We start from the raw sequence: 23714 nt of genomic DNA on the forward strand, positions 1-23714 counted from the left end.
GAGCGGACGGTGACGACGACGAGCCTCCGTGGTCGCACGCCGGAGCGGGCGACCACGGAGGCTCACCTGGCCTTCGGGCAGGCGCTACTCGCAGACGAAGAAGGCGACCTCCACGTAGCCCATCGTCTGCGAACGGGTGTCGACGTCGGAGTTCTCGACGGTCACGCCGGACGCGGCGAAGCTGCTGCCTCCTGCGCCCGTCGACGCGTTGGCCGCGTAGGAGCCGCCACCGCGCACCCACAGGGAGGTGCCGCCGCCGGCACCGCCGAAGTAGCCGCCGCCGCCGCCACCGGACGCATAGGTCACCTGGCGGCTCGCGTTCGTCCTCGGTGCGCCGGCACCGCCGTCGCGCCCGGAGCCCGGGCTGCCGAGAACCGACTCGGTCACGTTCACCGTCGTCACACCGGGCTGCCCCGGCCCGGTCTGGCTTCCGCCGGTGCTCGGAGCCTGCTCGGTGGAGCCGGTGCTGCTGTCCGCGCGCGAGACGGCGCTCTCGTAGCCGGAGCCGCCGACGGGGCCGCCGGACCCCGCGTTCGGCCCGACGCGGGCGGACCGGGTGAAGTCGTTCGAGGTGAAGCCGGCTGCGCTACCGCCGCCGCCGCCCGCGATGACGAGCAGGGAGCCCGCGGCGGTGATCCCGCTGGCCCCGCCCCCTCCTCCGGAGCCGATGTAGCCCGGAGTGCCCGGAGCCCCGCCGTTGCCGAGCCCCCGGCCGCCGGCCTGGTTGCTGCCGCCCGAGCCCGCGGTGATGACGATCTCGGACGCTCCGCCGAGCGCGTCGACGGGGATGGTGCCCGTCACCCGCGCACCGGCGCTGGTGACGTCCGACCCGGTGCGGACGCCGCCGCCGTCTCCGCCGACCGCCGTGAAGCGGACCCACTGGGTTCCCGCGGGCACGGGGATCGTCCGGGCCGCGAGCGCGGTGGTCGAGGTGGCGTCGATGCGCTGCGCGTCCTGCAGGGCGCACTGGGGGGCGGTCGAGGCCGACGCCATCGGAGCGGCGATCGAGGCGGCCACAACAGGAATCGCCCATGCGGCGCCCTTCACCACGGTTCGGCGCTGGGTCAGACGATCGGGGGCGCCGCTCGGCGTGCTGGTGTCTTCGTTCTGCATCGGAGTCCTTCTGTCATCGTGCACCCCTGGGTATCGGGGGCAGAGTCGGGTGAGAGGCGCGGGAGGATGCCCGTGCCGCTCCGACAGAGTCGCCTGCTCCGCGACGGGGCACGCCGCTCGAGGCCGCTCTGGCGCGAACCTGCCCTGAGGCGGCGCGCCGCGCCTCCCGCGCCTCATCCTCAGCAGCTTCTCCGCACCGCCGACCAGTCGTGCACGACGTCGCAGATGCCCCGTCGGACTCGCCGATACGGACCCTCCGAGCGGGCGGCCCGACTCGCGAGCACCCTGGACCGAGCGGCCCGGAGAGCCCGCGACGGGCGAGCGCAGCACCCGACGTCAGTCCGGCGCCGGCCCGCGACGGCCGAACGGGCAGCCCGGCGTCAACCCGGCGTCACGCCCCGACGGCCGAACGGCCAGCCCGGCATCAGCCCGGCGTCAGCCCGGCGTCAGCCCGCGTCGGCGAGCAGCGCCTCGCGGTCGAGCCGCTTCGCGTAGCAGCGCGCGCTCGGCTCGTCGCCCCAGTAGCCGTAGCCCGCGATCGGGTCGTAGCCGGCGCTCGCGTAGAGCGCCATCGCCTCCGGCTGCTCCGTGCCGGTGACCAGTCGGAGCAGCTCCACGCCCTCGCGGGCCGCCAGCCGCTCGACGCCGGCGAGCAGCACGCGGCTGAGCCCGCGGCCCCGCGCGGCGCTCACCACGAACATCCGCTTGATCTCGCCGATCCCGTCCTCGACCGCGAGCGCCACGCAGCCGACGAGCCCGCCGTCGACCTCGAGCAGCAGGGTCGGAGCGTCGGCGGGAGGGCGCGGACCGGTGTCGTCGCCGCCGTAGCGGGCGAGGAGGTCGGCCTCCTGCAGGGCGAAGAGGTCCGTGGCGGCCGGGTCTCCGGCCGTGGTCTCGATCAGGCGGTGCACGGCACGATGCTACGGCGCGGCGGCGAGCCCCGCGGCGATCCCGGTCAGCTGCTCGAGCACGGCCCGCACGGCCGAGCGCTCCAGCGTCTCGGGCCGGGCGAGGCAGTCGATGTGGCGGCCTAGCCCCGGGATCCCGAGCGGCCGCAGCACCACCTCCGGCGTGCGCCGCAGGTCGGTCGTGTACCGCGGCAGCAGCGCCACGCCGTCGCCCGCCGACACGACCGCCGCCGCGACCAGGAAGTCGTTGATCCGGTGCGGGATGCGCGCGTCGCCGCCCGCGAGGACCGCGATGGCGTCGATCGCCCGCTCCAGGGGGAAGCCCTCGTGCACCGCGACCCACTCCTCGTCGCGGAGGTCGGCGGGGCGGACGACGTCCTTCGCGGCGAGCGGATGGTCGCGCCGCAGCGCGAGGTCGAGCGGCTCGAAGAGGAGGGGCGTGGAGCGCACGGTCCCGGGCCACTCGGCGCTGCCGGCGAGCCGGTGCGCGACGACCAGGTCGTGATCCGCGGTCAGCCCGGCGAAGGCGCTCTGCGCCACGTCGAAGTCGGCGAGCGCGACGCCCGGCCGACCCGGTGCGCGCAGCGCCTCCAGCAGCGGGCCGAACATCGCCAGCCCCGCGCTGTGGAACGCGGCGACCGAGACCGTGCCGCTCGGCTCCCCCTCGAAGTCCGCGACCGCCCGGGCCGCGCGCTCGAGCGCCACCTCCACCTCGACCACGGCCGCCGCGAGAGCGCGGCCGGCGGGGGTCAGCGCGGTCCGGCGCCCGTCGCGGAAGGTCAGGGCCGTCGGAGTGCGGCGCTGCAGCGCGCTGATCTGCTGCGAGACGGAGGAGGGGGACACCCGCATCGCGGCGGCGACGGCGGCGATGCTCCCGCGCTCGCCGAGCTCCCGCAGAGCCCTGAGCTGTCCGAGTTCCATGAGTTCCAACTTACGCGTCGGCGAAGAAGATGCAGTCTTGTCCTTCGGGTCTCCGTGCCGCCACGATGAGCCGTGCACGCTCTCCTCTCCCGCTTCCGGGTCGACCTCCTCCTGCTCGTGGTCGCCGCCTCCTGGGGCTCGACCTACTTCGCGGCGAAGGAGCTCGTCACCGACTCGAGCGTGATGGCGCTGCTCGGCTCGCGGATGACCCTCGCCGCCCTGTGCCTGGCCGTGATCGTCGCGGCGCGGCGGCACCGGATCACCGCGGCGGAGTGGCGGGTCGGCGTGACCATCGGGGCGCTGCTCGCGACGATCTTCGCGCTCGAGACCTACGGCATCGCCGGCACCTCCGCCACCAACGCGGGCCTCATCATCAGCCTGACGATCGTGATCACGCCGATCCTCGACTCCGCCGTCTCGAAGCGCCGACTCCCGGGCCGCTTCCTGCTCGCATGCCTCGTCGCGGTCGTCGGGGTCGCGCTGCTCGCGGGCAACGGCTCCCTCCGCCCGCTCTCCCCCGGCGACCTGCTGATCCTCGGCGCCGCCGTCGTGCGGGCCGTGCACGTCACGTCGATGCACCGCCTCTCGGCGCGGGCGCCGATGGACTCCCTCCGCCTGACCACGGTGCAGCTCGGCACCTGCGCCGTCGTCTTCAGCGCCGCGTCGCTCGTCGTCGGCGTGCCGATCCCCGAGTACGTCGCGGGGCTCGACCCCGTGGGCGCCGGCCTGTTCCTCTACCTCGTCCTGGTCTGCACCGTCTTCGGCTTCCTCGTGCAGACGTGGGCGGTCCGCCGCACCTCGCCCTCCCGCGTCAGCCTGCTGGTGGGCACCGAGCCGGTGTGGGCCGCGGTCGTCGGAGTCGCGCTCGCCCGCGACCCGATCGCGCCGGTCGGCTTCCTCGGCATCGCGCTGATCCTCGCGGGCACGGCCTGGGGGCGCTCCCTCGAGCAGCGGACGGCACCCGACGTGCCGACCGCGGCGGCCGCTCCGGAGGCGCTGCTCGCCCCCGAGCCGGAGGACGAGCAACGGCGTCCCGTCGAGCGGTAGCCGGGTCAAGGGACTCGCGTGCGGCGTCCCGATGTGGGGGAATCGGGTCGGGAGGCGTCCGCCGCGGGCGCCGCCGGAGGAGGATCCATGTCGCTCAGCGTGCTGTTCATCGGCGGGACGGGCATCATCAGCGCCGCCTGCGTCCGCGAGGCGCTGCGGCTCGGCCACGACGTGACCGTGCTGAACCGGGGGCGGACGTCGCTCCGCCCGCTGCCCGAGGGCGTCCGCGAGGTGCAGGCCGACGGCCGCGACCGCGACTCCGTCACCGCCGCCCTCGGCGACAAGACCTTCGACGCCGTGATCGACTTCGTCGCCTTCACGCCCGAGCACGTGCAGCAGGACATCGACCTGTTCGCCGGCCGCACGGGCCAGTACGTCTTCATCAGCTCGGCCTCGGCCTACCAGAAGCCGCCGCGCAGCCTCCCGGTCACCGAGTCGACTCCGCTCCGGAACCCCTACTGGCAGTACTCCCGCGACAAGATCGCGTGCGAGGACCTGCTCGTGGCCGAGCACCGCGCGAGCGGCTTCCCGGTCACGATCGTCCGCCCCTCGCACACCTACGACCGCACCGCGCTGCCCGTCGACGGAGGCTGGACCGTCGTCGACCGGATGCGCCGCGGCCAGGAGGTGGTCGTCCTCGGCGACGGCACCTCGCTCTGGACGCTCACGCACGCCGACGACGTCGCTGTCGGCCTGGTCGGTCTTCTCGGCGCCTCCGCCGCGATCGGCGAGGCGTTCCACATCACCGGCGACGAGACGCCGACCTGGGACGAGATCCACCGCGACCTCGCCGCGGCGGCCGGAGTCGAGCCGCGCCTCGTGCACGTCGCCTCCGACGCGATCGCCGCGGCCGACCCCGAGCTCGGTGCCGGGATCGTCGGCGACAAGGCGCACTCGATGGTGTTCGACAACGCGAAGATCCGCCGCCTCGTCCCGGCCTACTCCCCCTCGGTGCGCTTCAGCAACGGCGCCCGCGAGATCGTGGAGTGGTACGACGCCGACGAGTCGCGCCGCCTGGTCGACGAGCGGATGAACGGCCTGTTCGACGCGCTGATCGAGCGGTACCGGCCGCGCCCGCTGTGAGGGTCGGGCGGGGGGTGCGAGTCCGCCCCTCCCGGCCGCTGCACCCCGCTCGGCTCCTCCGCCCGCGCCGGCGCCCCCGCTCAGCCGATCGGCTCGAGCCGCACCAGGAACCCGCCCGGCACTCCCGGCTGCAGCTCCTGGTACTCGGACGGCACGCGGTAGGCGCCCTCGCCGACCGCGGTCACGGTGAAGGCGTCGTCCGTGCGCGTGCCCGCGAGGAAGACGGTGTAGACGTCGGTGCCGTCCTCGGTGGTGCGCTTCCCGGCCGCCGCGCCGACCCAGCGGTGCCCGCCCGGATCGGCCGTCGCCGTCTCCCCGAGGGTCGCGTCGATCGCGGCCGGGTCGACGCCCACGGTGCGGATCCCGTCCTGGCACTCGCGCCAGACGCCCGTGAATCCCGGGTCGGGGTCGGAGTAGCAGAACATCATCGACCCGTCGGGCGCGACGTGCAGGTCGCCGTAGCCGCCGACCACCGGCCCGGAGACGGGGGCGGCCGTGGGCCCGGTCGTCGGCTCGGGGTCGGCCGGCGCGGTGCACCCGGCGAGCGCGAGGACGAGCACCGCCACCGCTCCCGCTCGCCACCTCATGTGCGCAACCTACTGGAGCCGCGCCCCCGCCCGTCCGTGTGCCGAGCCGGGAGTCCGCCGGGAGCCGGCCCGCCCTCAGACCAGCCGGCGGCCGCTGAAGCGGTCGACGGGGGCGTCGTGGCGCATCGCCCGCTCGTACATCCGCCGGAACGGCTCGGTGAGCACGCCGTTCGTGCGGTCCAGCGAGTCCTGCCAGGCCACGATCTCCCCCAGCTGCGCGGCGAGATCCGCGCGGAGGGCCGCCTCGTCGACGGTGGTCGAGACGCCCTTCGAGACGACGATCCGGCCCGCGACGATCACGGTGTCGATCGACGAGCCGTTCTCGGAGTAGACGAGCTGGTTCTCGAGCCGCTGGCGCGGGGTGAAGTTCAGCGTCTCGAGGTCGTAGACGACGAGGTCGGCCTGCTTGCCGACCTCGATGCTGCCGGTGACGCCGTCGAGCACGGCGCTGCGCGCGCCTCCGATCGTTCCGGCCGTGAGCACCTCGGACACGGTCGGCCAGGTGGCGATGTCCGGATCCGTGACCTTGTGCAGGAGCGCCGCGGCCTTCACGACGTCGAGCATGCGCGGCGAGTCGCTGCTCGAGCAGCCGTCGGTGCCGAGGCCGAGGTTCACGCCCGCGTCGTGCAGCGCGCGCCACGGGGCGATGCCCGAGCCGAGCTTGAGGTTCGAGATCGGGTTGTGCGAGACGGACGTGCCGGCGGCGGCGATCCGCTCCATGTCGGAGTCGGTGAGCCAGATCCCGTGGGCGAAGGTCGTGTTCGGCGAGAGCGCGCCGATCCGCTCCATGTACTCGACCAGGGTCGAGCCGTAGGACAGCTCGCCGGTCACCAGCTGCGTCTTCGTCTCGAGGACGTGGATGTGGCACTCCGCCCCGTGCTCGAGCGCCAGCTCGGTCGCCCCCACGAGCAGCTCGGGCCCGCACCGCTGAGGAGCGGACGGGGCGACCATGTAGCGCAGCCGCCCGCCTCCCCTCCCGTGCTGGGTCGCGAACGCCTCGCGGCTGAAGGCGAGGTAGCCCTCCGTCGTCGGGCGCGACGCCGACCGCGCCTGGTCGAGGATCTCCGCGGGCACGTACTCCTCGAGGAACGGCATCGTCTCGTGGAAGGGCCTGCTGATCACGTGGCCCGAGATGTTGGCGCGGACTCCGATCTCGTCGTACGCGTCGAAGACCGCGGCGAGCTGCTCAGCATCCTGGTCCGGGTTCTCGAGCACGTCGTCGACCAGGGTCGTGACCCCGGCCTTCAGCGATTCGAGGGCGAAGAGCGACGAGCGCAGCCGCACCAGATCCGGAGCGACGCGGCTGTTCCCGAGGATCGGGTACGACAGCAGCATCCACAGCTCGAGCGGCAGATTGTCGTAGCGGCCCTTGTAGAGGTACTCCCACGAGTGGGTGTGGGCGTTGACGAAGCCGGGGACGACCAGGCGGTCGCGCCCGTCGATCACCTCGTCGCCCGGCTCGGGAACGAGGCCCGGGCCGATCGCGACGATCAGCTCGTCGACGATGCGGATGCTCGCCGTGATCGGGACGGCGCCCGAGACCGGGTCCATGGTGATCACGGCGGCGTCGGAGAGGAAGAGGGGCATGGCGGTTCCGTTCGTGGTGCGGGGTGGGACGGGGCGGGCCGGCTCGCGAGGGGGCCGGCCCGCGGAGGGGCTCGGGCTCAGCCGCGGACGGGCTCGGGCTCCGCGGCGACCGGCGCGGCCGACTCCCGGCGCTCGACCCAGGCGGGAGCGTCCCGGCCGAGCAGGAGGTAGGCGATGCCGGCCGAGACTCCGCCCGCGAGCCACGAGACGTCGACGCCGCCGAGGGCGGTCGCGGCCGGACCCTGCAGGGCGGGCACCGAGCCGTTCATGAACAGCCAGGTCAGGGTCGCGCCGATCGCGAAGGAGAGCAGCGCCCGCCAGCGGACGTCCGGCAGCAGCGGCGAGCCGACCGGGGCGAACAGGTGCCCGAAGGAGCGGACGCGCGGCTCGAACACGGTGTAGTGCACCAGCACGATCGCACCCCAGGGGGCGACCCAGCCGACGAGGCCGACCAGCCACGCGTCGAGCGTGGTGGCGAGGTCGTCCTGGAAGACGAAGAACACCGCGGCCGCGAAGGCCAGCACGCCGACGATGAGGCTGAGCGCGCGGCGCCCGAGCCGGATGTCGAGGGCCTGGGTCGCCATGCCGAACGAGTAGATGTTGAGGACGTTGGTCGCGATCGGGCCGTGCACCACCAGGAGCAGCACGGGGATCGCGAGGGCGCCGAAGTTCTCGACGATCAGCTCCCCGGGGTCCACGGAGCCGTTCTTCGTCGCGAGGGTCGCGCCGAGGACGCCGAGCCAGACCACCGGGATGAACTGGCCGAGGACGCTGGCCAGGTAGAGCCCCCGCTTCGAGGAGCGGGGCCCGACGAAGCGGGAGTAGTCGCCGGCGTAGGCGAGCCAGGTGAGGCCCCAGCCGATGCCGATGGCGGTCATCACGATGGACATGGCCGCGATGCGGTCGCCTCCGGTGAGCGCGCCCTCCGCGGGGCCGGCGTAGGACCAGTCGATGTCGAGGAAGAACCAGGCGACGACCGACATGATCGCCAGCACCAGGAGGGTCGGCGGGACGGTCCAGCGCTCGAAGGCGGCGATCGCGCGGTAGCCGAGGAAGGAGATCGCGACCTGCACCGCCATGATCACCGCCGCCACCGCGATCTTCCAGCCGACGTTCGCCTGCTCCGGGTCGACGACGCCGACGGAGCCGAGGAGCGCGATGACGAGGTCGAGGACGATCCAGGTGTTGATGGCGCACCAGCCGATCACGACCACGGCCTGGATGGCGGCCGGGACGTAGTTGCCGCGCCGGCCGAAGATCGCCCGTCCCACGAGCATCCCGGTCGCCCCCGTCCGCTGGCCGAGGAGGACGAAGAAGCCGAACACCGCCATCCCGACGACGTTGCCGAGCACGAGGACGGTGACGGTGTCCGCCAGGCCGAGGCCCATGTTCACGCCGAGGGCGCCGAGCACCCAGTTGATGGGGGCGATGTTGGCGCCGGCCCAGATCCAGAACTGCCCGTCGAGCCGGGCGGTGCGTCGGGAGTCGGGCAGGGGACTCAGCGCGTCCTCGGCGTCGGCGGTGCCGTGCAGGGTGTCGGTGCTCATGGCGGATCCTCTCGGGGAGGGAGATGAAGGGGAGGGCGGGGCGCCCGGTGAGGCTCCACTCTCGTGCGGACCCGTTTCGGGCGGCGCGTCCGCGTGTAAATTCGCCGTGACGCGAGAGGACGTTCTGTATGGCCTACCTGCTGTCGGACGCGATGCGGGATCCGCGCCTCGCCGCCATGCTCCCGGTGGTGGCCGCCGGGCACGCGGCCGCCGAGCGCGCCGTGATCCGCTGGGCCCACACGAGCGAGCAGCTCGACATCGCGCCCCTCCTCCTCGGAGGCGAGCTGCTCCTGATGGAGGGCGCGCTCCTCTCGACCGACCAGGACCCGGCGGAGTGCCGCGAGTACGTGCGGTCTCTGGTGGATGCGGGAGTCGGCGCCCTCGCTCTCGAGCTCTCGCCGCGCCTGCCCGCGGTGCCGCCGCCGATCGTCGCGGCGGCCGACGAGCTCGGCCTCCCCGTGCTCGCCCTGCCCCGGCGCGTCCCCTTCGTGCAGGTCTGCGAGAGCATCAACACCCACCTCACCGAGCAGAAGTTCCGGAGCATCCGACTGGCGGACAGAGTGTCCGGTCTGCTGGCCGACGCGGCCTCCGGGGACGCCGGCGTCGACGAGCTCCTGCAGGTCGTCGCCTCCGCGACGGGCGCCTCCGCCTCGCTCGTCTCGCTCACGGGCGACGAGATCGCCCGCGCCTCGCCCGGGCCGGGCGTCGACACGGAGCCGACGGCCGGGACGTTCTCGAACGTGCTGCACGCGGGCGACTCCCTCCTGGGCACCCTGCATCTGCGGGCCCACGCCGACGCCGACCTCCACGCCGTCGCCGTCGCGCTCGACCGGGCGCCGGACGTCCTCGCGATCGCCGTGCTCCGGCACCGCCCGCCGTCGGTCACCGAGCGGCTGACCGCCCAGCTCTTCGCGATCGCATCCGTCGAGCGCGCGGACCCGGCGGCCGACCTCCAGATCGACGCCTTCCTCGGCCGCCTCGGCGCCGGCTCCCGGGAGCGCTACCTCGGCGTCCGGGCCGACACCGGTCACGACGACCGGCGGCTCCGCGCTCTGCTCCGCCTCCTGACGGGTGCAGGAGCGGATCCCGGCCCGGTGCTCTGCGTGGTCGGCTCCGAGCTGCTGGCGCTGCTGCCGTTCGCCACCGCCGCCGCGATGGAGGAGGGCCGCGCGGAGCTGCTGCGCCTCGGCGCCGCCCTCGACTCGGACGCTCTGCTCTGCGTCGGCAGCGGGCTCGGCGGGCAGGAGCGGGTGCCGCGGGAGCTGGCGGAGGTGCGCGGCGCGCGCGAGTGGGCGCCCGCAGGCGGAGTCGTCGACTCGCGCCAGTACCGCCTGGAGCGGTTCGCGAGCTCCCTGCAGGACGATCCGGAGGCGGACGACCTCGTCGAGGAGGTGCTCGGGCCCCTGCGCGCCCAGCGCGGCGAGCTGCTCGCCACCCTCGAGGCCTTCGCGTCGCTGTGGGGGAGCAAGACGGCGACGGCGGCCGCGCTCGGCATCGGCCGGCAGACCCTCTACGACCGCCTCGCGCGGATCGAGGAGCTGATCGGCCCGCTCGACTCGTCGCCGGCCCGCGCCCGGGTCGTCATGACCGCCGTCTTCCTGCACCGGGCGCGCGCGGCGCTCCCGGCGGGCTCGCCTCCGGTCGGGCGGACGTTCCCGCCTCCCGCCGAACGCTGACGCGGCCGGACGGGATCGACCGGCTCAGGCGGGCAGCAGCTCCGCGACGAGCGCCTGCACGCGGGCCCTGATGTCGTCGCGGATCGAGCGGACCTCCTCGAGCGGTCGGCCCTTCGGGTCGGCGAGATCCCAGTCCTCGTAGCGCTTGCCGGGGAAGACGGGGCAGACGTCGCCGCAGCCCATCGTGATCACGACGTCGGAGGCCTGGACCTGCTCGGTGGTCATCAGCTGCGGGACGGCCTGCGAGATGTCGATGCCCTCCTCCGCCATCGCCTCGATCGCGATCGGGTTGATGCTGTCGCCGGGCTCGGAGCCGCCGGAGCGGACCTCGACGGCGCCGCCGGAGAGGGCGCGGAGGTAGCCGGCGGCCATCTGCGAGCGGCCGGCGTTGTGGATGCAGACGAAGAGGACGGTGGGGGCGGCCATCGGGGCTCCTGGTGTCGAGGGGCGGTGCTCGGAGGAGCACGGGGCGAGGGTAGCGCGCCCGGGCGAACGGCTCGCGCGCCTGCAGAGCCGGAGGAGACTCCGACGGCCGGATCGGGAATATACCCCCCGGGGGTATATTGCACTCCCCTGGACCGAACCGGAGGAGACACCATGACCGACCACGCCCACCACCACCCGACCACCTGGCGCGCCGCCGCCCTCGCGACCCTGCACTGCCTGACCGGCTGCGCGATCGGCGAGGTCCTCGGCATGGTGATCGGCTCCGCCCTGGGTCTGCCCGCCCTGGCGACGGTCGCCCTCTCGATCGTCCTCGCCTTCGTGTTCGGCTACGCGCTCACGCTGCGGGGCGTGCTCCGCTCCGGAGTGACGTGGCGCGCCGCCGTCGGCATCGCGCTGGCGGCCGACACCGTCTCGATCGCCGTGATGGAGGTCGTCGACAACACGGTGGTGCTCGCGATCCCCGGAGCGATGGACGCGGGCCTCTCGTCCGGCCTCTTCTGGGGCTCGCTCGCCGGCGCCCTGGCCCTGGCCTTCGTCGTCACGACCCCGGTGAACCGCCTGCTCATCTCCCGCGGCCGCGGCCACGCGGTCGTCCACGGCCTGCACGGCTGAGCCGCGCGGGTCTCGACAGGGCGCCTGCGGCGGCTGCTCGACCAGCAGGAGGCGCGTGCCGATCGAGCAGCGGGCGCCGCGAGATCCCGCCGGGCGTCAGCCCTGCAGACGGCGGTAGTGGCGGTTGCGGACCGAGAGGATCGCGCCTCCGATCACCGCCGCGAGGAACGAGCCGGCCAGGACGCCGACCTTCACATGGTCGTCGGACTCGCTGCCCGCGCCGAACGACAGCTCGCCGACGAGCAGCGACACCGTGAATCCGATGCCGGCCACGAACGCCATGCCGATCACGTCCACCCAGCGCAGCGACGGATCCAGGCCGATGCCGCGGAACCGGGTCAGGAGGAAGGTGCTCCCGGCGATGCCGAGCGGCTTGCCGAGCACGAGGCCCGCGATGATGCCCACGGCGATCGAGTCCTGGAACGAGTCGACCAGGCCCGCGACTCCGCCGACCGTCACTCCGGCCGAGAAGAACGCGAAGACCGGCACCGCGACCGCGGTCGAGAGGACGCTCCAGCGGTCGGCGAAGTGCGCGGCGAGGCCGTCGTAGACCGGGCGCCCCTCCGCATCCGACCCCACCTGCACCCGGGCGCGCTTCGTCGCGACGACCGGCACGGTGAAGCCGAGCAGCACGCCCGCGACCGTGGCGTGGATGCCCGAGGCGTGCACGAGCGCCCACGTCGCCACTCCGAGCGGGATCAGCACCCACCAGGCGCGCACGCCGCGCTGCACGCAGACCGCGAAGACCGCCAGCGGCACCAGCGCGAGCAGGAGCATCAGCACGTCGATGCCGGCGGTGTAGAAGACGGCGATGATCGTGATCGCGATGAGGTCGTCCACCACGGCGAGCGTGAGGAGGAACGTCCGCAGCGCCGGCGGGAGGAAGCGGCCGACCACGGCGATCACCGCGACGGCGAAGGCGATGTCGGTGGCGGCGGGGATCGCCCAGCCGTCCAGCGCGGCTCCTCCGCGGGGCAGGTTCACCGCGGTGAAGATCAGGGCGGGGACGGCCACGCCGCCGACGGCCGCGACGATCGGCACGAGCGCCGTCTTCGGGTCGCGGAGCTTGCCGGCGACGAACTCCTCCTTGAGCTCGAGCCCGACGACGAAGAAGAAGATCGCGAGCAGGCCGTCGGCCGCCCACGACCCGACGCTCAGCTCGAGGTGCAGGGCCTCGGGGCCGAAGCGGAAGTCGCGGACCGCGCTGTAGAGCGCGGACGCGGGGCTGTTGGCAACGATCAGGGCGAGGAGGGTCGCGGTGAGCAGGAACGCTCCGCCGACCGTGTCCTTCTGGAGGGTCTGGCGGAGTCCCCGCCAGATCGAGTGGGGGGCCTGATCGGCGGGCAGGGGCTGGTGCGGCATGAGGGGTTCCGTCCGGAGGGGTGGGCGTGCGCGGGGACGCGGCCGCGGGCTCCGGAGGAGGGGCGGTCGCGGGTCAGCCGCGCGGCGGGGGGCAGCCGGCGATCTCGCCGTGCGCGTTCGTCCCCCACGAGCTGAGCCATCCGTTCGTGCCCGAGGCGCGCTTGGTCAGCAGCTGCCGGGTCGGGTACGCCGCGGCGGCGCGCGCGCGGGCGCGGCTCAGCGGAGGGAGGGTCAGGGGCACCTGTCAAGGGTACCGGTGGCGCCCGTGAGGGGGCAGGGTGCGGACGAGCGCGCGGAGATGGGGAGCCGCTCTCCGCATGCTGAGAGAGCCGCGCATGCCGACGCCCGCGCCGATCCCGCCGCCGTCCGGCACCGCGGGCGCCCGGAGCTCGCCTTCGCGGCCGGCGCGGAGGCGCCCGTCGCAGCTCCCTGCTCCTCGGGCGGGAGTAGCCGCGACCCCTGCACGCTCCACTCGGCACCGGTACCCCTACCCGCGGATCCGCCGCAGGCGCATCGTGGAGCCATGAAGCAGATCCAGTACGCCGGCGCGACCTTCCAGGTGGGGGACGCGGTCGCCGACGCACTCGTCTCCTACGCCTCCGGGCTCGCCGCTCACGGCCGCACCGACAGTGTCGAGCTCCCCGTGCTCGGCGGCGACGGCCACGCGACGGTCGTGACGCTGCTGCTCAACTCCGCGACGAGCCTCTTCGTCTCCGGCGCCGCAGGCCTCCTGCCCGGGCTCGACGAGAAGGCCGTCGCCGCCGACCTCCGCCAGCGGACCCAGTGGCTGGACGCGGTCCCGGCGGTCACCGCCGTGGAGCCGAGCGCTCCGGAGGACCTGATCTGGCTCGAGTTCCCGGAGGTCGCGGCCCTGATGGACCCCGAAGCCGGCGCCCGCTCCCCCGCGACGCTCCACCTCGTCGAGCACTCGCCTCGGCGCGACTCCCTCGTCTTCACCGTCGTCTACGTCAGCACGCTCGACCGCGACCTGGGCTCGGGGGAGATCCGCCGGCTGCTCGAGACGAGCCGCCGCAACAACGTCGAGCACGGCGTCTCGGGGATGCTCGTCTTCCGCGGCCGCCGCGTGATGCAGCTGCTCGAGGGCGAGGAGTCTGACGTGCGCTCGCTCTACGCGCGGATCCTCGCCGACCCGCGGCACGAGGGAGTGGTCACCGTCTGGACCAGCGTGCACGAGCAGCGCCGGTTCCCGGACTGGTCGATGGGCTTCGACGAGCTCGACCTGCCCGTCGAGCGGCCCGCCTCCTGGCCCGAGCCGGACCTCCCCGAGCAGTCGATCGACGCCGTGGCGGACGACTACCTCCGCCGCCGGTCGGAGGCGCTGCGGAGCGCGCTGGTGAGCAGCGACCCCCTCGTCGCGAGCCTCGCCGTCATCCTGCACGGGCACCGCCCGGAGCGCGTCCTCGAGGGCGGCGCCGGAGTGCGGCTGCGCTGCGCCGAGTGCCGCGCCTTCGACGCCCACGACGGGTACGACTCCTACCCCTGCGCGACCGCGAGGACCGCGATCCAGGCGCTCGAGGCGGCATGACGCGAGCCGGGCGGCCGTGCGGGATCACCGTCCCGGGGCACTCCGAGCGCACCCCCCTTCCGCGGGTCTGCGCAAGCCCGTCCGCTCGCCCCGGCGCGCCCCTAGGGTGAGGCCATGACCGATCCCGGCGCGGCCCGCCACGACGTCCTCATCATCGGCGGCGGCAACGCCGGACTCTCGACCGCGGGACGGCTGCGGCGCTCCGGAGTGGACGACGTCGCGGTGATCGAGCCCCGGTGGACCCACGTCTACCAGCCGATGCTCTCCCACGTCGCGGGCGGCACCGCACCCGCCTCCGCGGCGACGAGGCCCCAGGGCTCGGTGACGCCGAAGGGGGTCGTCTGGATCCAGGACCGCGTCGAGACGCTCGACCCGGTCGCGCACACGGTCACCCTCCTCTCCGGCCGCACCGTCGGCTACGGGCAGCTCGTCGTCTGCCCCGGGATCCAGAAGGACTGGGCCGCGGTCCCCGGGCTCCAGGAGGCGATGGACTCGCCGTTCGGAGTGTCCAACTACGAGTACGAGTACGCCCGCAAGGCGTCGCAGGTGCTCCGCGAGGTCCGCTCCGGCACCGTCGTCTTCACGCAGCCCGGCGGCCCCGGCACCTGCTCCGGCGCCTCGCAGAAGCCGATGTACCTCGCCTGCGACTACTGGCGCGCGACCGGCGTCCTCGACCGCATCCGCGTCGTGCTCGTCGTGCCGACCCCCACCCTGTTCGGGATGCCGCTGATCGACTCCGAGCTCGAGCGGAAGGTGGCGGAGTACGGGATCGAGGTCCGCTACGGCCGCGAGCTGGTCGAGGTCGACGCGGCCGAGCGGCGGGTCGTCCTCGCCGTCGACGAGCGCGCGACCGCCCTCCCCGGCCCCGACCGCGCGCGGCGCTCGACCGACGGCCCGCGCGAGACGCTGTCGTACGACGTGCTGCACGCCGTGCCCCCGCAGTCGGCCCCCGACTGGCTGGCCGGCACCGGACTGGCCGCCGAGGGCGACGAGGGCGGCTTCGTCGAGGTCGACCCGCTGACCCTGCGGCACCCGCGGTTCCCCGACGTCTGGGCGCTCGGCGACGCGGCGGCCACGGTCAACTCGAAGTCCGGAGGAGCGCTGCGCCAGCAGACCACCACGCTCGCGAAGAACCTCGTCGCCGCGCAGAAGGGCCGCCCGCTCCCCCGCGTGTACAACGGCTACTCCGTCTGCCCCTTCGTGGTCTCGCGGTCGAGCGTGGTGTTCGCCGAGTTCGACGACCGCTACCGCCCGAAGCCGACCGTCCCCTTCTGGACGGGCCTGGCGAAGGAGCGGCGCCTCACCTACCTCGCCGACCGCCGCGTCCTGCCGTGGGTGTACTGGAATCTGATCCTGCAGGGACGGGCCTGAGCGTCCTCTTCCGGACATGTCCGGAAGAGGCGCTTGCCGCTGCCGGACGCGCTCCCGAGACTGAGGGGTCGGCACCACCGTCCGACGCGCCCCCTCGTCTCCTGGAGGACCCGATGCGGCCCAGCCCGACTCCCGACCGCTCCGGCACCGCGCGATGACGACCGCGCAGGACTGGGGTCCCTCGACCGACGCGGACTCCGCCGGCGGTCCGCCCGCCTCGCGGAGGCAGCGCGTGCGCGCCTGGATGCGCGGCGGCTCCTTCGGGCCGACCGGCCTCACCCGGCGCGGCTGCCTCCTGGTGCTGGCGTCGATGCTCGTGGTGGCGGTGCCGGTCGTCGCGCTGACGCTCGCGCACGTCGACCCGCACGCGTCGCTCAAGGTCTGGATCCTGGCGATCACGCTGATCGCGCTGGTCGGAGCGCTGCTCCGGGTCGTCGCCGACGCCGGTCCGGACCCGCAGGCCGACCTCGACCGCGCGGGCAAGGCGGTCGGAGCGGTGGCCGCGGCCTACACGGCGCTGGCCGTGATCATCGACTGGGGGATGCTGCACCTCTGAGGCGCGGTCAGCGGGCCTCGTCGCGCGGGTCGTCCGTGCCGTCGGGAGCGCTGCCGATCACGTCCGGTGTGCCGCCGGTGCCGCCCTGCGCGCTCCCGGTCCCGCCCTGCGCCGCTCGCTCGTCCTCGCGCCGGCTGAGCCAGCCCGGGCCCTCGCGCCGCAGCCGCTCCGCCTCCGGACTCGGGACGGGCGGCGCCGCCGGCCGCCGCAGGAGCCGCACCTGCCGGACCGCACCGAGCACCACTCCGGCGCCGAACAGCGGCAGGCCGAGCAGGAGCACCAGCCACAGCGGCGCGTGCCGGCGTCCGCCGCCGACGACCGCGCCGAGATCCCAGCCCGCGTCCGCCGCCAGCCAGAGCATCCCCGCCACGAAGACGGCGCTCACCAGCGAGAGCGCCCAGGGCTGCGCGAGGAGGAGCGCCTGCGTGCGCTCCGTGCGGAAACCCTTCGCCATGCGCCGATCCTAGGCGGGCGTCAGCCGGCGAGGATCCGGTCGACCAGCCCCTGCGCGTCGCCCTCCGCGGGAACGATCTGCACGGTGTCGCCCTCGATCGGCTGCATCACGGAGAGCGCCGACTCGACCCGGTCGCCCACGCGGAGGAGGAGCCGGGCGTCGGCCCCCTCGTCGATGGCCGCCTGCGAGCCGCGGCGCAGGAGGGCGGCGCCCGCCTCGTCGAACCGGACGTCGACGACTCCCGTGCTCGGATCGGCCTCGACCGCGGCGACGCCCGCGCGGGTGAAGTCCTCGGGATCGACGAGGACGTCCTGCCCGCCGACCGGGACGCACTGCGGATCGGAGCCGGGCTCGCAGAGCGCCGAGACGGCGACCCCGAGGCCGCCGACGGGCTCCGGAGTGGCGGACGGGGACGCCGCGGGCGACGACCCGGCGGAGCAGCCGGTCAGGGCGAGCAGGAGGAGCGCAGCGGCTCCGGGGGCGGTGCGGCGGATCACGGGATCTCCTCGGGTCGCGTCGGAGCGCGCCACGATACCGAGGCTCCGGCGCTGCGGCCACTCGGCGGCACGGCTCGGGCGGAGCAGCTGCGGGCGGAGCGGCCGGTCCGCGGCACGGCGGGGCAGGCGGCGGCGGCCCGCCCTCAGAGCCGGACGACCAGCTTCACCGCCGACACACCCTCGTGCAGCCGGTCGAGGGCGGGCTGCAGCGCGGCGAGCCCCTCACCCACCACCTCGGGCGCCGGGGCGCAGACGTGACGGCCCTCGGCGAGCGCCGCCGGCAGGTGGTCGCGCCACAGCATCGGCCCCACCTCGTTCGTCATCAGCGAGCCGCCCCAGACGAAGCGGGCGCGGATGCCGCGGCGACGGGCCGCGATCTGCAGCGCCGCGGTGCCGCCGACCAGGCGCAGCATCGTCCGCACGAAGGCGGCGCTGACACCGCGCCGGCGCGGGAGCGAGCCGAACGAGACGGAGGGGCTGGCCAGGGCGACGCGTCGCGCTCCGGTGCCCGCGGCCACCGCCACCGACGGGGCACCGGAGCCCGTCCCGATCGCGAGTACCCCCGCGACCTCGTGGCCCGCGAGCGCCGCCACCAGGTCGGCGACGACGGTGGGGCTGCGGTAGTCGAGCACGATCTCGGCGCCCAGCTCGCGCATCCGATCGTGGTTGCGGGGCGACGCGGTCGTCGCCACGCGGTGCCCGGAGGCGACGGCGAGCTGGATCGCGTTGCTCCCCACGCTCGTCGTCCCGCCCCAGACCACGACCGTCCTGCCCGTCGGCCGGACCGGGACGCTCGGGTGCGGCAGGGCGAGGTGGTCCCGCTGGAACAGCGCCGTCGCCGCCGTCGAGACCGCGAGCGGCAGCACCGCCGCCTCCTCGAAGCCCAGCCGGTCGGGGATCGGCGCCGCCAGGTCCTCGCGCACGACCGTGTACTCCTGGAAGGCGCCCTCGTCGCGGTTCCGCCGCCCGCGCTCCATCCCGACCGCGTAGGCGACGACCCGGTCGCCGACGGCGAAGCGCGTCACTCCAGGGCCGACCGCCTCGACCACTCCGGCCACGTCCTCCCCGAGCACCGCCGGGTACGGCACCCACCGGAACATCAGATCGCCCGTCCACTGCTTCATCTCGTCGACCGGATTCACGGCCAGGGCGCGGTTGCGCAGCAGGACCTCCCCCGGACCGGGGACGGGCATAGGAGCGGGGCGGACGACGAGGTCGGCCCGCGGGGCGGTCAGCAGGGCGGCGGCGTTCTCGGGCACGGGCGGCTCCAGTCGGAAGTGATGGCAGGACGTGTCGTCACACTACTCCTGATGACACGTCGTGTCGTCAGCTATCCTGGGCGGATGTCACGCTGGGCCCCCGACGCCGCCCTCCGCCTCGAGCAGGCGGCGATGGAGCTCTTCGCCGAGCACGGCTACGCGGGCACCACCGTCCCCGCGATCGCGGAGCGCGCCGGGCTCACCACCCGCACCTTCTTCCGCCACTTCGCCGACAAGCGCGACGTCCTCTTCCTCCGCGAGCGCGAGTTCCCCGAGATCGTCGGCCGCCTGCTCGCCGGCGCCCCCGCCGGCCTCGCGCCGATGGACCTCGTGATGCACGGCCTCGAGGCGGCCGCCTCGGGCGACCTCCAGACCTGGCGCGCTCCGATCGCCGCCCGCCGTGCCGTCGTGCGCTCCGAGCCGCAGCTGCGCGAGCGCGAGCTCCTGAAGTCGGCCGCCCTCGCCGAGAGCATGCGCGCCGCCCTCGTCGACGCCGGAGTCGCGCCGGAGGACGCGGCCCTCGCCGCCCTCGCGGCCTCCGCCCTCTTCGACCTCGCCCTGGAGCGCTGGCTCGCCGCACGCGAGGGGTCCCTCCTGGTCGACGTCCTCCGCGCCGAGCGCGCACGCCTCGGCGCGCTGCTCGCGCGCTGACCCGCACGACGCTGTCGAGGCGTCGCGAACGGTCGTCCTCCGCGGCGGGAGGCGACCGTTCGCGACGCCTCGGACCGGCGAGCGGGGGACGATCCGCTCAGAGCGCCCAGGGGAAGGCGGGGGCGTTCGAGCGGGCGCCCTGCGCGGCCTTCGAGCGGCCGGGCTCGCCGAGCTCGGCGAGCAGCGCCTCCGACTCGCCGACGAGGACCGCGAGCGCGCCGGGCGTGAACCAGTCGGGGCGCAGGGCGAACAGGAGGTCCTCGGTCGCCGTGTTGCCGCTGGCGCCCGGTGCGAAGGGGCAGCCGCCGAGGCCGCCGAGCGCGCCGTCGACCACCGCGGCCCCGGCCTGCACGGCGGCGATCGCGTTCGCGACGCCCGAGCCCCAGGTGTCGTGGCCGTGGAACACGATCTCGCGGGGCGGGGTCTCCGCGGCCACGCGTGAGACGAGCGACGCCACCTGGCCGGCGTGCGCCTGACCGAGCGTGTCGCAGACGACCACGTCGGCCGCTCCCTCCGCTCGCGTGTCGCGCGCGATCGCGAGCACGCGCTCCGGGTCGACCGGGCCCTCGAACGGGCAGGTGAAGGAGGTGGCGATGCACAGCTGGATCCGCCCGCCGACGCTCTCGGCGAGCGCGACCGCCTCCGGCATCGCGGCCATGCTCGCCTCGGTCGGCCTGCCGACGTTGGCGAGGTTGTGCGAGTCGGACGCCGAGAAGCAGTACTGGAAGCGGCGCGCCCCCGCGGCGGCCGCGCGCTCGACGTGGCGCGGAGTCGCGACCCACACCCAGCACCGCTCCAGCTCCTCGGGAGTGAGCGCGGCGATCACGTCGAGGGTGTCGGCCATCGGAGGGACGAGGTCGCCGCGCGCGAGCGAGCCGATCTCGAGCTCGGGCACTCCCGCGGCGAGCAGCGTGCGCGCGAGGTCGACCTTGCGCTCGGTCGTCAGGAGCTTGCCGGTGAGCTGCAGGCCGTCGCGGAGGGTGACGTCGCGCAGGCGCGCGGAGGCGAGCGCGGTCACCGGCCGGCCTCCTCGGCAGCGGCGGCGGAGGGAGCGGCAGGAGCGGCCGGAGCTGCAGCAGCAGCCCCGCCGGCGGAGGGAGCAGCGGGACCGGTGCGCCGGAGCATCCCCAGCACCTCCTCGGTGTCCTGGCCCAGGTCGGGCGCGAGCGAGCGGATGGGGAGGGAGCGGCCGCCGAGCACCGGCACGATCCCCGGGAAGCCCACGCCGCGCAGGGTGCCGCCGGCGTCCTCGACGTCGAAGGCCTGGATCATGTCGCGCGCCGCGTACTGCTCGCTCGCGCTGATGTCGGCGGCCGTGTAGATCGGGCCGGAGGGGACGCCCTCGTCGTCGAGGACCGCGAGCGCCTCGGCGGCGGTGCGGCCCGCCGTCCACGCGCCGATCGCCGCGTCCAGCTCGTCGCGCCGGGCCCAGCGCTGCTCGTTCGAGGCGAGCGCCGGGTCCTCGCCCAGGTCGGCGCGGCCGATCACCGCCATCAGCCGCTGGAAGATCGCGTCCGCGTTCCCCGCGATCACGATGCTCGCCCCGTCGGCGCAGGTGTAGGCGTTGGTCGGGGCGATGCCCTCCATCCGCCCGCCGACGCGCTCCCGGACGATGCCGTGCGCCTGGAAGTCGGGGATCAGCGACTCCGTCATCGAGAACATCGCCTCGTGCAGCGCCACGTCGACGACCCGCTCCGCCAGCGGTGCCGGATCCAGCCCGGCGGAGCGGCGGGTCTCGCGCTGGAACAGCGCCATCATCACTCCGTAGCCCGCGTACAGCCCGGCGATCGAGTCGCCGATCGAGACGCCGACGCGCACGGGCGGCCGGTCCGGGTCGCCGACCAGCTCGCGGAACCCGCCCATCGCCTCCGCGACCGCCGCGAACCCGGGCCGGGCCGACAGCGGGCCGGTCTGCCCGAACGCGGAGATGCGGCCGATCACGATGCCGGGCCGGGCCTCGTCGAGCACGTCCGGCCCGATCCCCCAGCGCTCGAGCGTGCCGGGCCGGAAGTTCTCGAGCACCACGTCGCACTCGGCGACCAGGCGGCGGACGGCGTCCCGCCCCTCGTCCGTGCGCAGGTCGAGCGCGATCGAGCGCTTGTTGCGGTTGATCGTGTGGAAGAGGAGCGAGGTCTCGGACCCCTCGTGCAGCCGCCAGCGGCGCAGCTCGTCCCCCGTGCCGGGCCGCTCCACCTTGATCACCTCGGCGCCGAAGTCGGCGAGCAGTCGGCCTGCCGTGGGCGCCGCGATGAAGTTGCCGAGCTCGAGGACGCGGACGCCCGCGAGCGGGAGGGGTGCGGTCATGGCACGGCCTTTCGCTCCCGTCGAGGCTAGCGCGGAGGACGGCGCCACCCCCTGCCCTCACGCGGACGCCCGACCTACACTTGCCGGACATCATGCGCAGACACACCCTCACTCCGCGACCGGACTGGCGAGCCCGCTGCGACGAGATCGGCTTCAGCTTCTACGACCTCCCCTCCGAGGGCGGCCGCCCCTACTGGAACGAGTCCGCGGCGTACTCCTTCGAGCCCGCCGAGATCGACCTGCTCGAGCGCACGACCTCGGAGCTCTTCGACCTCTGCATGGAGGCGTGCGAGCTCGTGGTGCGGAAGGGCCGCTTCGCCGAGTTCGGCATCCCGCCCCGCTTCCACGAGCTGGTGCGCACCTCGTGGGACGAGGACGACCCCACGGTCTACGGCCGCTTCGACCTCGCCTACGACGGCGCGGGCGCGGTGAAGCTGCTCGAGTTCAACGCCGACACCCCGACCTCGCTGGTCGAGACCGCCGCGGCTCAGTGGCAGTGGCTCGTCGAGACGAAGGGTCCCGACGCCGACCAGTTCAACAGCCTGCACGAGCAGCTCGTCGAGCAGTGGCGCCACCTCCGCCTCGAGCGCTGGAGCCTCGACGAGGGCGCCCGGCTGCACCTCGCGTCGCTGCACGACTCCGGAGACGGCGAGCTGATCGTCGAGGACGCCGACACCGTCGCCTACATGGCCGAGACCGCGGCGCAGGCCGGCTTCGACCCCAAGCTGATCTTCGTCGAGGACATCCGCTACGAGCTCGACGGCGCCGGCTTCCTCGACGGCGACGGCGAGCCGATCCGCCACGTCTTCAAGCTGTACCCGTGGGAGTGGATGCTCGGCGAGCAGTTCGGCGGCCTCCTCCTCGACCGGCGCGAGCGCACCCGCTGGGTCGAGCCGGCGTGGAAGCTCCTGCTCAGCAACAAGCAGCTGCTGGTGGTGCTGTGGGAGATGTTCCGCGGCCACCCGAACCTGCTGCCCGCCTCCGTGCATCCGCTACCCGGCACCGCGCAGGTGCGCAAGCCGCGCCTGGGCCGGGAGGGCGCGAACGTGACGGTCCTCGACGCCGACGGCTCGGTCGTCGCCGAGAACGGCGGGAGCTACGGCGCCGAGGGCTTCATCCACCAGGAGCGCGCCGAACTGGCCCGGGTCGACGGGAAGACCGTCGTCATCGGCAGCTGGATCGTCGGCGAGACCCCGGCCGGCATCGACGTGCGCGAGACGAGCGGCCTGATCACCGGCGACCTGGCGGAGTTCGTGCCCCACTACATCGAGGGCGGACGGAGCGACGGGGCCGCGGACGCCGCGTCGGCCGCCTCCCGCCCCGGGCACGGCGCCGCCCCCGCCTACGGCGCTCCCGCGCCCGGCACCCCCGCGCCCGAGTACGGCGCCCCCGAGCACGACCGGCCGCAGGACACCCGCGCGGCCCGCCCGCAGGACGAGGAGACCCGATGACGGACGACGACCGCACCCCCGGCGATTCCGGGACGCCGAGCTCCGGGAACGACTGGGGCAGCCGCGAGCCCGCGGCGGGCTCCGGCACGCCGAGCGGAGGCTCGAGCGGCGGCACCGGCCGCGGCGACGGCCCCACCCGCACCGCTCCCCACCGCTCCCGGAGCGTCGGCATCAGCGGCATCGCGAAGAACCGCCGCGGCCTGCTCATCGGCGGCGCGGTCGCGGTCGGCGCGGTCGGCCTCGCCGTCGCCCTCGCGAACGGCGGCCCCTCGACCGACGGCGTCGTCGCCACGGGAGCCGACGGCCAGGACTACGTCATCCCCGAGAACGCCGAGCGCCCCGTCTACGCGAGCCGTGAGGACTGCCTCGCCGACGTGCGGGAGCAGATCGCCCAGCTCCAGGCGCAGGGCGAGGAGGTCGGCGACGACCCCGAGCAGCTGTGCGAGGCGACCGACGAGTACCGCGGGCACTACGCCGGCGGCTTCTGGCTCGGCCCGCTGATCTTCGCGTCCTCGCGCTGGAACTCGACGCGGGCGACCAGCTGGGCGCCCGTCGCGTCCGGTGGCTTCGCGGCCCGCGGAGCGACCCAGCCCGACGTCGTGCAGCGCGCGCCGGCGGGCTCGACCGTCGGCTCGAAGGCGACCCTCTCCGGCGGCTTCGGCTCCTCCGGCAAGTCCGGCTTCGGCTCCACCGTCGGCGGCTGACCGCGGCGCACCTCGGCCCTCGCGCCCGAGA

The 23714-nt window shown here is 74.6% G+C and carries 24 protein-coding genes; 10 read left to right on the top strand and 14 right to left on the bottom strand.

Annotated features, from left to right (window positions below):
- Positions 1-84 precede the first annotated feature (84 nt).
- The 3 genes from C5C36_RS03545 to C5C36_RS03555 all read right to left on the bottom strand — a co-directional run bounded on the left by C5C36_RS03545 (position 85) and on the right by C5C36_RS03555 (position 2942).
- Positions 85-1113 (bottom strand): hypothetical protein, encoded by a 1029-nt coding sequence (locus tag C5C36_RS03545; RefSeq protein ID WP_146085302.1) that lies wholly within the window; start codon positions 1111-1113, stop codon positions 85-87.
- A gap of 446 nt (positions 1114-1559) precedes the next feature.
- Positions 1560-2024, bottom strand: a complete 465-nt coding sequence (locus C5C36_RS03550) for a GNAT family N-acetyltransferase (RefSeq protein WP_104226986.1) — start codon at positions 2022-2024, stop codon at positions 1560-1562.
- 9 nt (positions 2025-2033) lie between these two features.
- A complete protein-coding gene (locus C5C36_RS03555; protein ID WP_104222489.1) occupies positions 2034-2942 on the bottom strand; it encodes a LysR family transcriptional regulator in 909 nt (302 codons plus the stop codon).
- 72 nt (positions 2943-3014) lie between these two features.
- Here C5C36_RS03555 and C5C36_RS03560 point away from each other — a divergent pair, with 72 nt between their 5' ends.
- The gene (locus tag C5C36_RS03560; protein ID WP_219814879.1) at positions 3015-3989 is read left to right on the top strand and encodes a DMT family transporter; all 975 of its coding nucleotides are present in this window, start codon (positions 3015-3017) and stop codon (positions 3987-3989) included.
- Between the two features lie 87 nt (positions 3990-4076).
- Positions 4077-5072 (top strand): SDR family oxidoreductase, encoded by a 996-nt coding sequence (locus tag C5C36_RS03565; RefSeq protein ID WP_104309271.1) that lies wholly within the window; start codon positions 4077-4079, stop codon positions 5070-5072.
- A gap of 80 nt (positions 5073-5152) precedes the next feature.
- Here C5C36_RS03565 and C5C36_RS03570 read toward each other — a convergent pair whose 3' ends face one another.
- The 3 genes from C5C36_RS03570 to C5C36_RS03580 all read right to left on the bottom strand — a co-directional run bounded on the left by C5C36_RS03570 (position 5153) and on the right by C5C36_RS03580 (position 8793).
- Complete coding sequence (locus C5C36_RS03570; RefSeq protein ID WP_146085303.1) at positions 5153-5659, bottom strand: hypothetical protein; 507 nt, start codon at positions 5657-5659, stop codon at positions 5153-5155.
- Positions 5660-5734: 75 nt separating this feature from the next.
- Positions 5735-7246 carry an amidohydrolase family protein gene (locus C5C36_RS03575; RefSeq protein ID WP_104309273.1) on the bottom strand — a complete coding sequence of 504 codons (1512 nt, stop codon included), beginning with the start codon at positions 7244-7246 and terminating at the stop codon, positions 5735-5737.
- Between the two features lie 77 nt (positions 7247-7323).
- Positions 7324-8793 carry a cytosine permease gene (locus tag C5C36_RS03580; RefSeq protein ID WP_104234359.1) on the bottom strand — a complete coding sequence of 490 codons (1470 nt, stop codon included), beginning with the start codon at positions 8791-8793 and terminating at the stop codon, positions 7324-7326.
- Between the two features lie 128 nt (positions 8794-8921).
- On the opposite strand from C5C36_RS03580, the gene C5C36_RS03585 reads away from it, so the two are divergent.
- The gene (locus C5C36_RS03585) at positions 8922-10469 is read left to right on the top strand and encodes a PucR family transcriptional regulator (protein WP_104273778.1); all 1548 of its coding nucleotides are present in this window, start codon (positions 8922-8924) and stop codon (positions 10467-10469) included.
- A 24-nt stretch (positions 10470-10493) separates the two neighbouring features.
- Here C5C36_RS03585 and C5C36_RS03590 read toward each other — a convergent pair whose 3' ends face one another.
- On the bottom strand, positions 10494-10895 hold the full coding sequence (locus C5C36_RS03590; RefSeq protein ID WP_104222419.1) for an arsenate reductase ArsC: 402 nt from the start codon (positions 10893-10895) through the stop codon (positions 10494-10496).
- A gap of 171 nt (positions 10896-11066) precedes the next feature.
- Between C5C36_RS03590 and C5C36_RS03595 the strand changes: the two genes are divergently transcribed.
- Entirely contained in the window at positions 11067-11528 is a 462-nt protein-coding gene (locus C5C36_RS03595) for a DUF4396 domain-containing protein (protein WP_104234357.1), read from the top strand.
- A gap of 96 nt (positions 11529-11624) precedes the next feature.
- Here C5C36_RS03595 and nhaA read toward each other — a convergent pair whose 3' ends face one another.
- Both nhaA and C5C36_RS17455 read right to left on the bottom strand, forming a co-directional pair.
- Positions 11625-12890, bottom strand: a complete 1266-nt coding sequence (gene nhaA, locus C5C36_RS03600; RefSeq protein ID WP_104250015.1) for a Na+/H+ antiporter NhaA — start codon at positions 12888-12890, stop codon at positions 11625-11627.
- A gap of 73 nt (positions 12891-12963) precedes the next feature.
- Positions 12964-13131: a hypothetical protein gene (locus tag C5C36_RS17455; protein ID WP_181027217.1), complete on the bottom strand. Its 168-nt coding sequence runs from the start codon at positions 13129-13131 to the stop codon at positions 12964-12966.
- 282 nt (positions 13132-13413) lie between these two features.
- On the opposite strand from C5C36_RS17455, the gene C5C36_RS03605 reads away from it, so the two are divergent.
- The 3 genes from C5C36_RS03605 (at position 13414) to C5C36_RS03615 (ending at position 16363) form a co-directional block, all read left to right on the top strand.
- Positions 13414-14436, top strand: a complete 1023-nt coding sequence (locus tag C5C36_RS03605; protein WP_104222414.1) for a BLUF domain-containing protein — start codon at positions 13414-13416, stop codon at positions 14434-14436.
- Positions 14437-14550: 114 nt separating this feature from the next.
- Positions 14551-15807 carry an NAD(P)/FAD-dependent oxidoreductase gene (locus tag C5C36_RS03610; protein WP_104309275.1) on the top strand — a complete coding sequence of 419 codons (1257 nt, stop codon included), beginning with the start codon at positions 14551-14553 and terminating at the stop codon, positions 15805-15807.
- A gap of 154 nt (positions 15808-15961) precedes the next feature.
- Positions 15962-16363, top strand: a complete 402-nt coding sequence (locus C5C36_RS03615) for a hypothetical protein (RefSeq protein ID WP_104309276.1) — start codon at positions 15962-15964, stop codon at positions 16361-16363.
- A 7-nt stretch (positions 16364-16370) separates the two neighbouring features.
- Here the strand turns inward: C5C36_RS03615 and C5C36_RS03620 are convergent, their stop codons facing one another.
- The 3 genes from C5C36_RS03620 to C5C36_RS03630 form a co-directional block, all read right to left on the bottom strand.
- On the bottom strand, positions 16371-16817 hold the full coding sequence (locus tag C5C36_RS03620) for a hypothetical protein (protein ID WP_104247793.1): 447 nt from the start codon (positions 16815-16817) through the stop codon (positions 16371-16373).
- Between the two features lie 20 nt (positions 16818-16837).
- Entirely contained in the window at positions 16838-17314 is a 477-nt protein-coding gene (locus C5C36_RS03625) for a hypothetical protein (RefSeq protein ID WP_104234350.1), read from the bottom strand.
- 143 nt (positions 17315-17457) lie between these two features.
- The gene (locus C5C36_RS03630) at positions 17458-18573 is read right to left on the bottom strand and encodes a zinc-binding alcohol dehydrogenase family protein (protein ID WP_104261080.1); all 1116 of its coding nucleotides are present in this window, start codon (positions 18571-18573) and stop codon (positions 17458-17460) included.
- An 84-nt stretch (positions 18574-18657) separates the two neighbouring features.
- On the opposite strand from C5C36_RS03630, the gene C5C36_RS03635 reads away from it, so the two are divergent.
- The gene (locus tag C5C36_RS03635) at positions 18658-19224 is read left to right on the top strand and encodes a TetR/AcrR family transcriptional regulator (protein WP_181133766.1); all 567 of its coding nucleotides are present in this window, start codon (positions 18658-18660) and stop codon (positions 19222-19224) included.
- Between the two features lie 97 nt (positions 19225-19321).
- On the opposite strand, the gene C5C36_RS03640 is transcribed toward C5C36_RS03635, so the two are convergent.
- Together C5C36_RS03640 and C5C36_RS03645 are read right to left on the bottom strand one after the other, a co-directional pair.
- Positions 19322-20242 carry a hydroxymethylglutaryl-CoA lyase gene (locus C5C36_RS03640; RefSeq protein ID WP_181133767.1) on the bottom strand — a complete coding sequence of 307 codons (921 nt, stop codon included), beginning with the start codon at positions 20240-20242 and terminating at the stop codon, positions 19322-19324.
- Complete coding sequence (locus C5C36_RS03645) at positions 20239-21528, bottom strand: CaiB/BaiF CoA-transferase family protein (protein WP_104309278.1); 1290 nt, start codon at positions 21526-21528, stop codon at positions 20239-20241. Before C5C36_RS03645 ends, C5C36_RS03640 begins: the two co-directional genes overlap by 4 nt.
- Positions 21529-21620: 92 nt before the next feature.
- Here C5C36_RS03645 and C5C36_RS03650 point away from each other — a divergent pair, with 92 nt between their 5' ends.
- Positions 21621-22979, top strand: coding sequence for a glutathionylspermidine synthase family protein (locus tag C5C36_RS03650; protein WP_181133768.1), 1359 nt, complete (start codon positions 21621-21623; stop codon positions 22977-22979).
- The gene (locus C5C36_RS03655; protein WP_104309279.1) at positions 22976-23683 is read left to right on the top strand and encodes a hypothetical protein; all 708 of its coding nucleotides are present in this window, start codon (positions 22976-22978) and stop codon (positions 23681-23683) included. The genes C5C36_RS03650 and C5C36_RS03655 overlap by 4 nt, the downstream gene beginning before the upstream one ends.
- Positions 23684-23714 lie beyond the last annotated feature (31 nt).

It is taken from the genome of Rathayibacter sp. AY1G1, assembly GCF_002932095.1.
GTDB lineage: Bacteria > Actinomycetota > Actinomycetes > Actinomycetales > Microbacteriaceae > Rathayibacter.

Coding starts and splice junctions, on each gene's coding strand:
- C5C36_RS03565 (WP_104309271.1), top strand. CDS start 4,077: ATGTCGCTCAGCGTGCTGTTCATCGGCGGGACGGGCATCATCAGCGCC.
- nhaA (WP_104250015.1), bottom strand. CDS start 12,890: ATGCCGCACCAGCCCCTGCCCGCCGATCAGGCCCCCCACTCGATCTGG.
- C5C36_RS03575 (WP_104309273.1), bottom strand. CDS start 7,246: ATGCCCCTCTTCCTCTCCGACGCCGCCGTGATCACCATGGACCCGGTC.
- C5C36_RS03655 (WP_104309279.1), top strand. CDS start 22,976: ATGACGGACGACGACCGCACCCCCGGCGATTCCGGGACGCCGAGCTCC.
- C5C36_RS03605 (WP_104222414.1), top strand. CDS start 13,414: ATGAAGCAGATCCAGTACGCCGGCGCGACCTTCCAGGTGGGGGACGCG.
- C5C36_RS03580 (WP_104234359.1), bottom strand. CDS start 8,793: ATGAGCACCGACACCCTGCACGGCACCGCCGACGCCGAGGACGCGCTG.
- C5C36_RS03620 (WP_104247793.1), bottom strand. CDS start 16,817: ATGGCGAAGGGTTTCCGCACGGAGCGCACGCAGGCGCTCCTCCTCGCG.
- C5C36_RS03585 (WP_104273778.1), top strand. CDS start 8,922: ATGGCCTACCTGCTGTCGGACGCGATGCGGGATCCGCGCCTCGCCGCC.
- C5C36_RS03545 (WP_146085302.1), bottom strand. CDS start 1,113: ATGCAGAACGAAGACACCAGCACGCCGAGCGGCGCCCCCGATCGTCTG.
- C5C36_RS03635 (WP_181133766.1), top strand. CDS start 18,658: ATGTCACGCTGGGCCCCCGACGCCGCCCTCCGCCTCGAGCAGGCGGCG.
- C5C36_RS03615 (WP_104309276.1), top strand. CDS start 15,962: ATGACGACCGCGCAGGACTGGGGTCCCTCGACCGACGCGGACTCCGCC.
- C5C36_RS03555 (WP_104222489.1), bottom strand. CDS start 2,942: ATGGAACTCGGACAGCTCAGGGCTCTGCGGGAGCTCGGCGAGCGCGGG.
- C5C36_RS03570 (WP_146085303.1), bottom strand. CDS start 5,659: ATGAGGTGGCGAGCGGGAGCGGTGGCGGTGCTCGTCCTCGCGCTCGCC.
- C5C36_RS03610 (WP_104309275.1), top strand. CDS start 14,551: ATGACCGATCCCGGCGCGGCCCGCCACGACGTCCTCATCATCGGCGGC.
- C5C36_RS03595 (WP_104234357.1), top strand. CDS start 11,067: ATGACCGACCACGCCCACCACCACCCGACCACCTGGCGCGCCGCCGCC.
- C5C36_RS03645 (WP_104309278.1), bottom strand. CDS start 21,528: ATGACCGCACCCCTCCCGCTCGCGGGCGTCCGCGTCCTCGAGCTCGGC.
- C5C36_RS03590 (WP_104222419.1), bottom strand. CDS start 10,895: ATGGCCGCCCCCACCGTCCTCTTCGTCTGCATCCACAACGCCGGCCGC.
- C5C36_RS03650 (WP_181133768.1), top strand. CDS start 21,621: ATGCGCAGACACACCCTCACTCCGCGACCGGACTGGCGAGCCCGCTGC.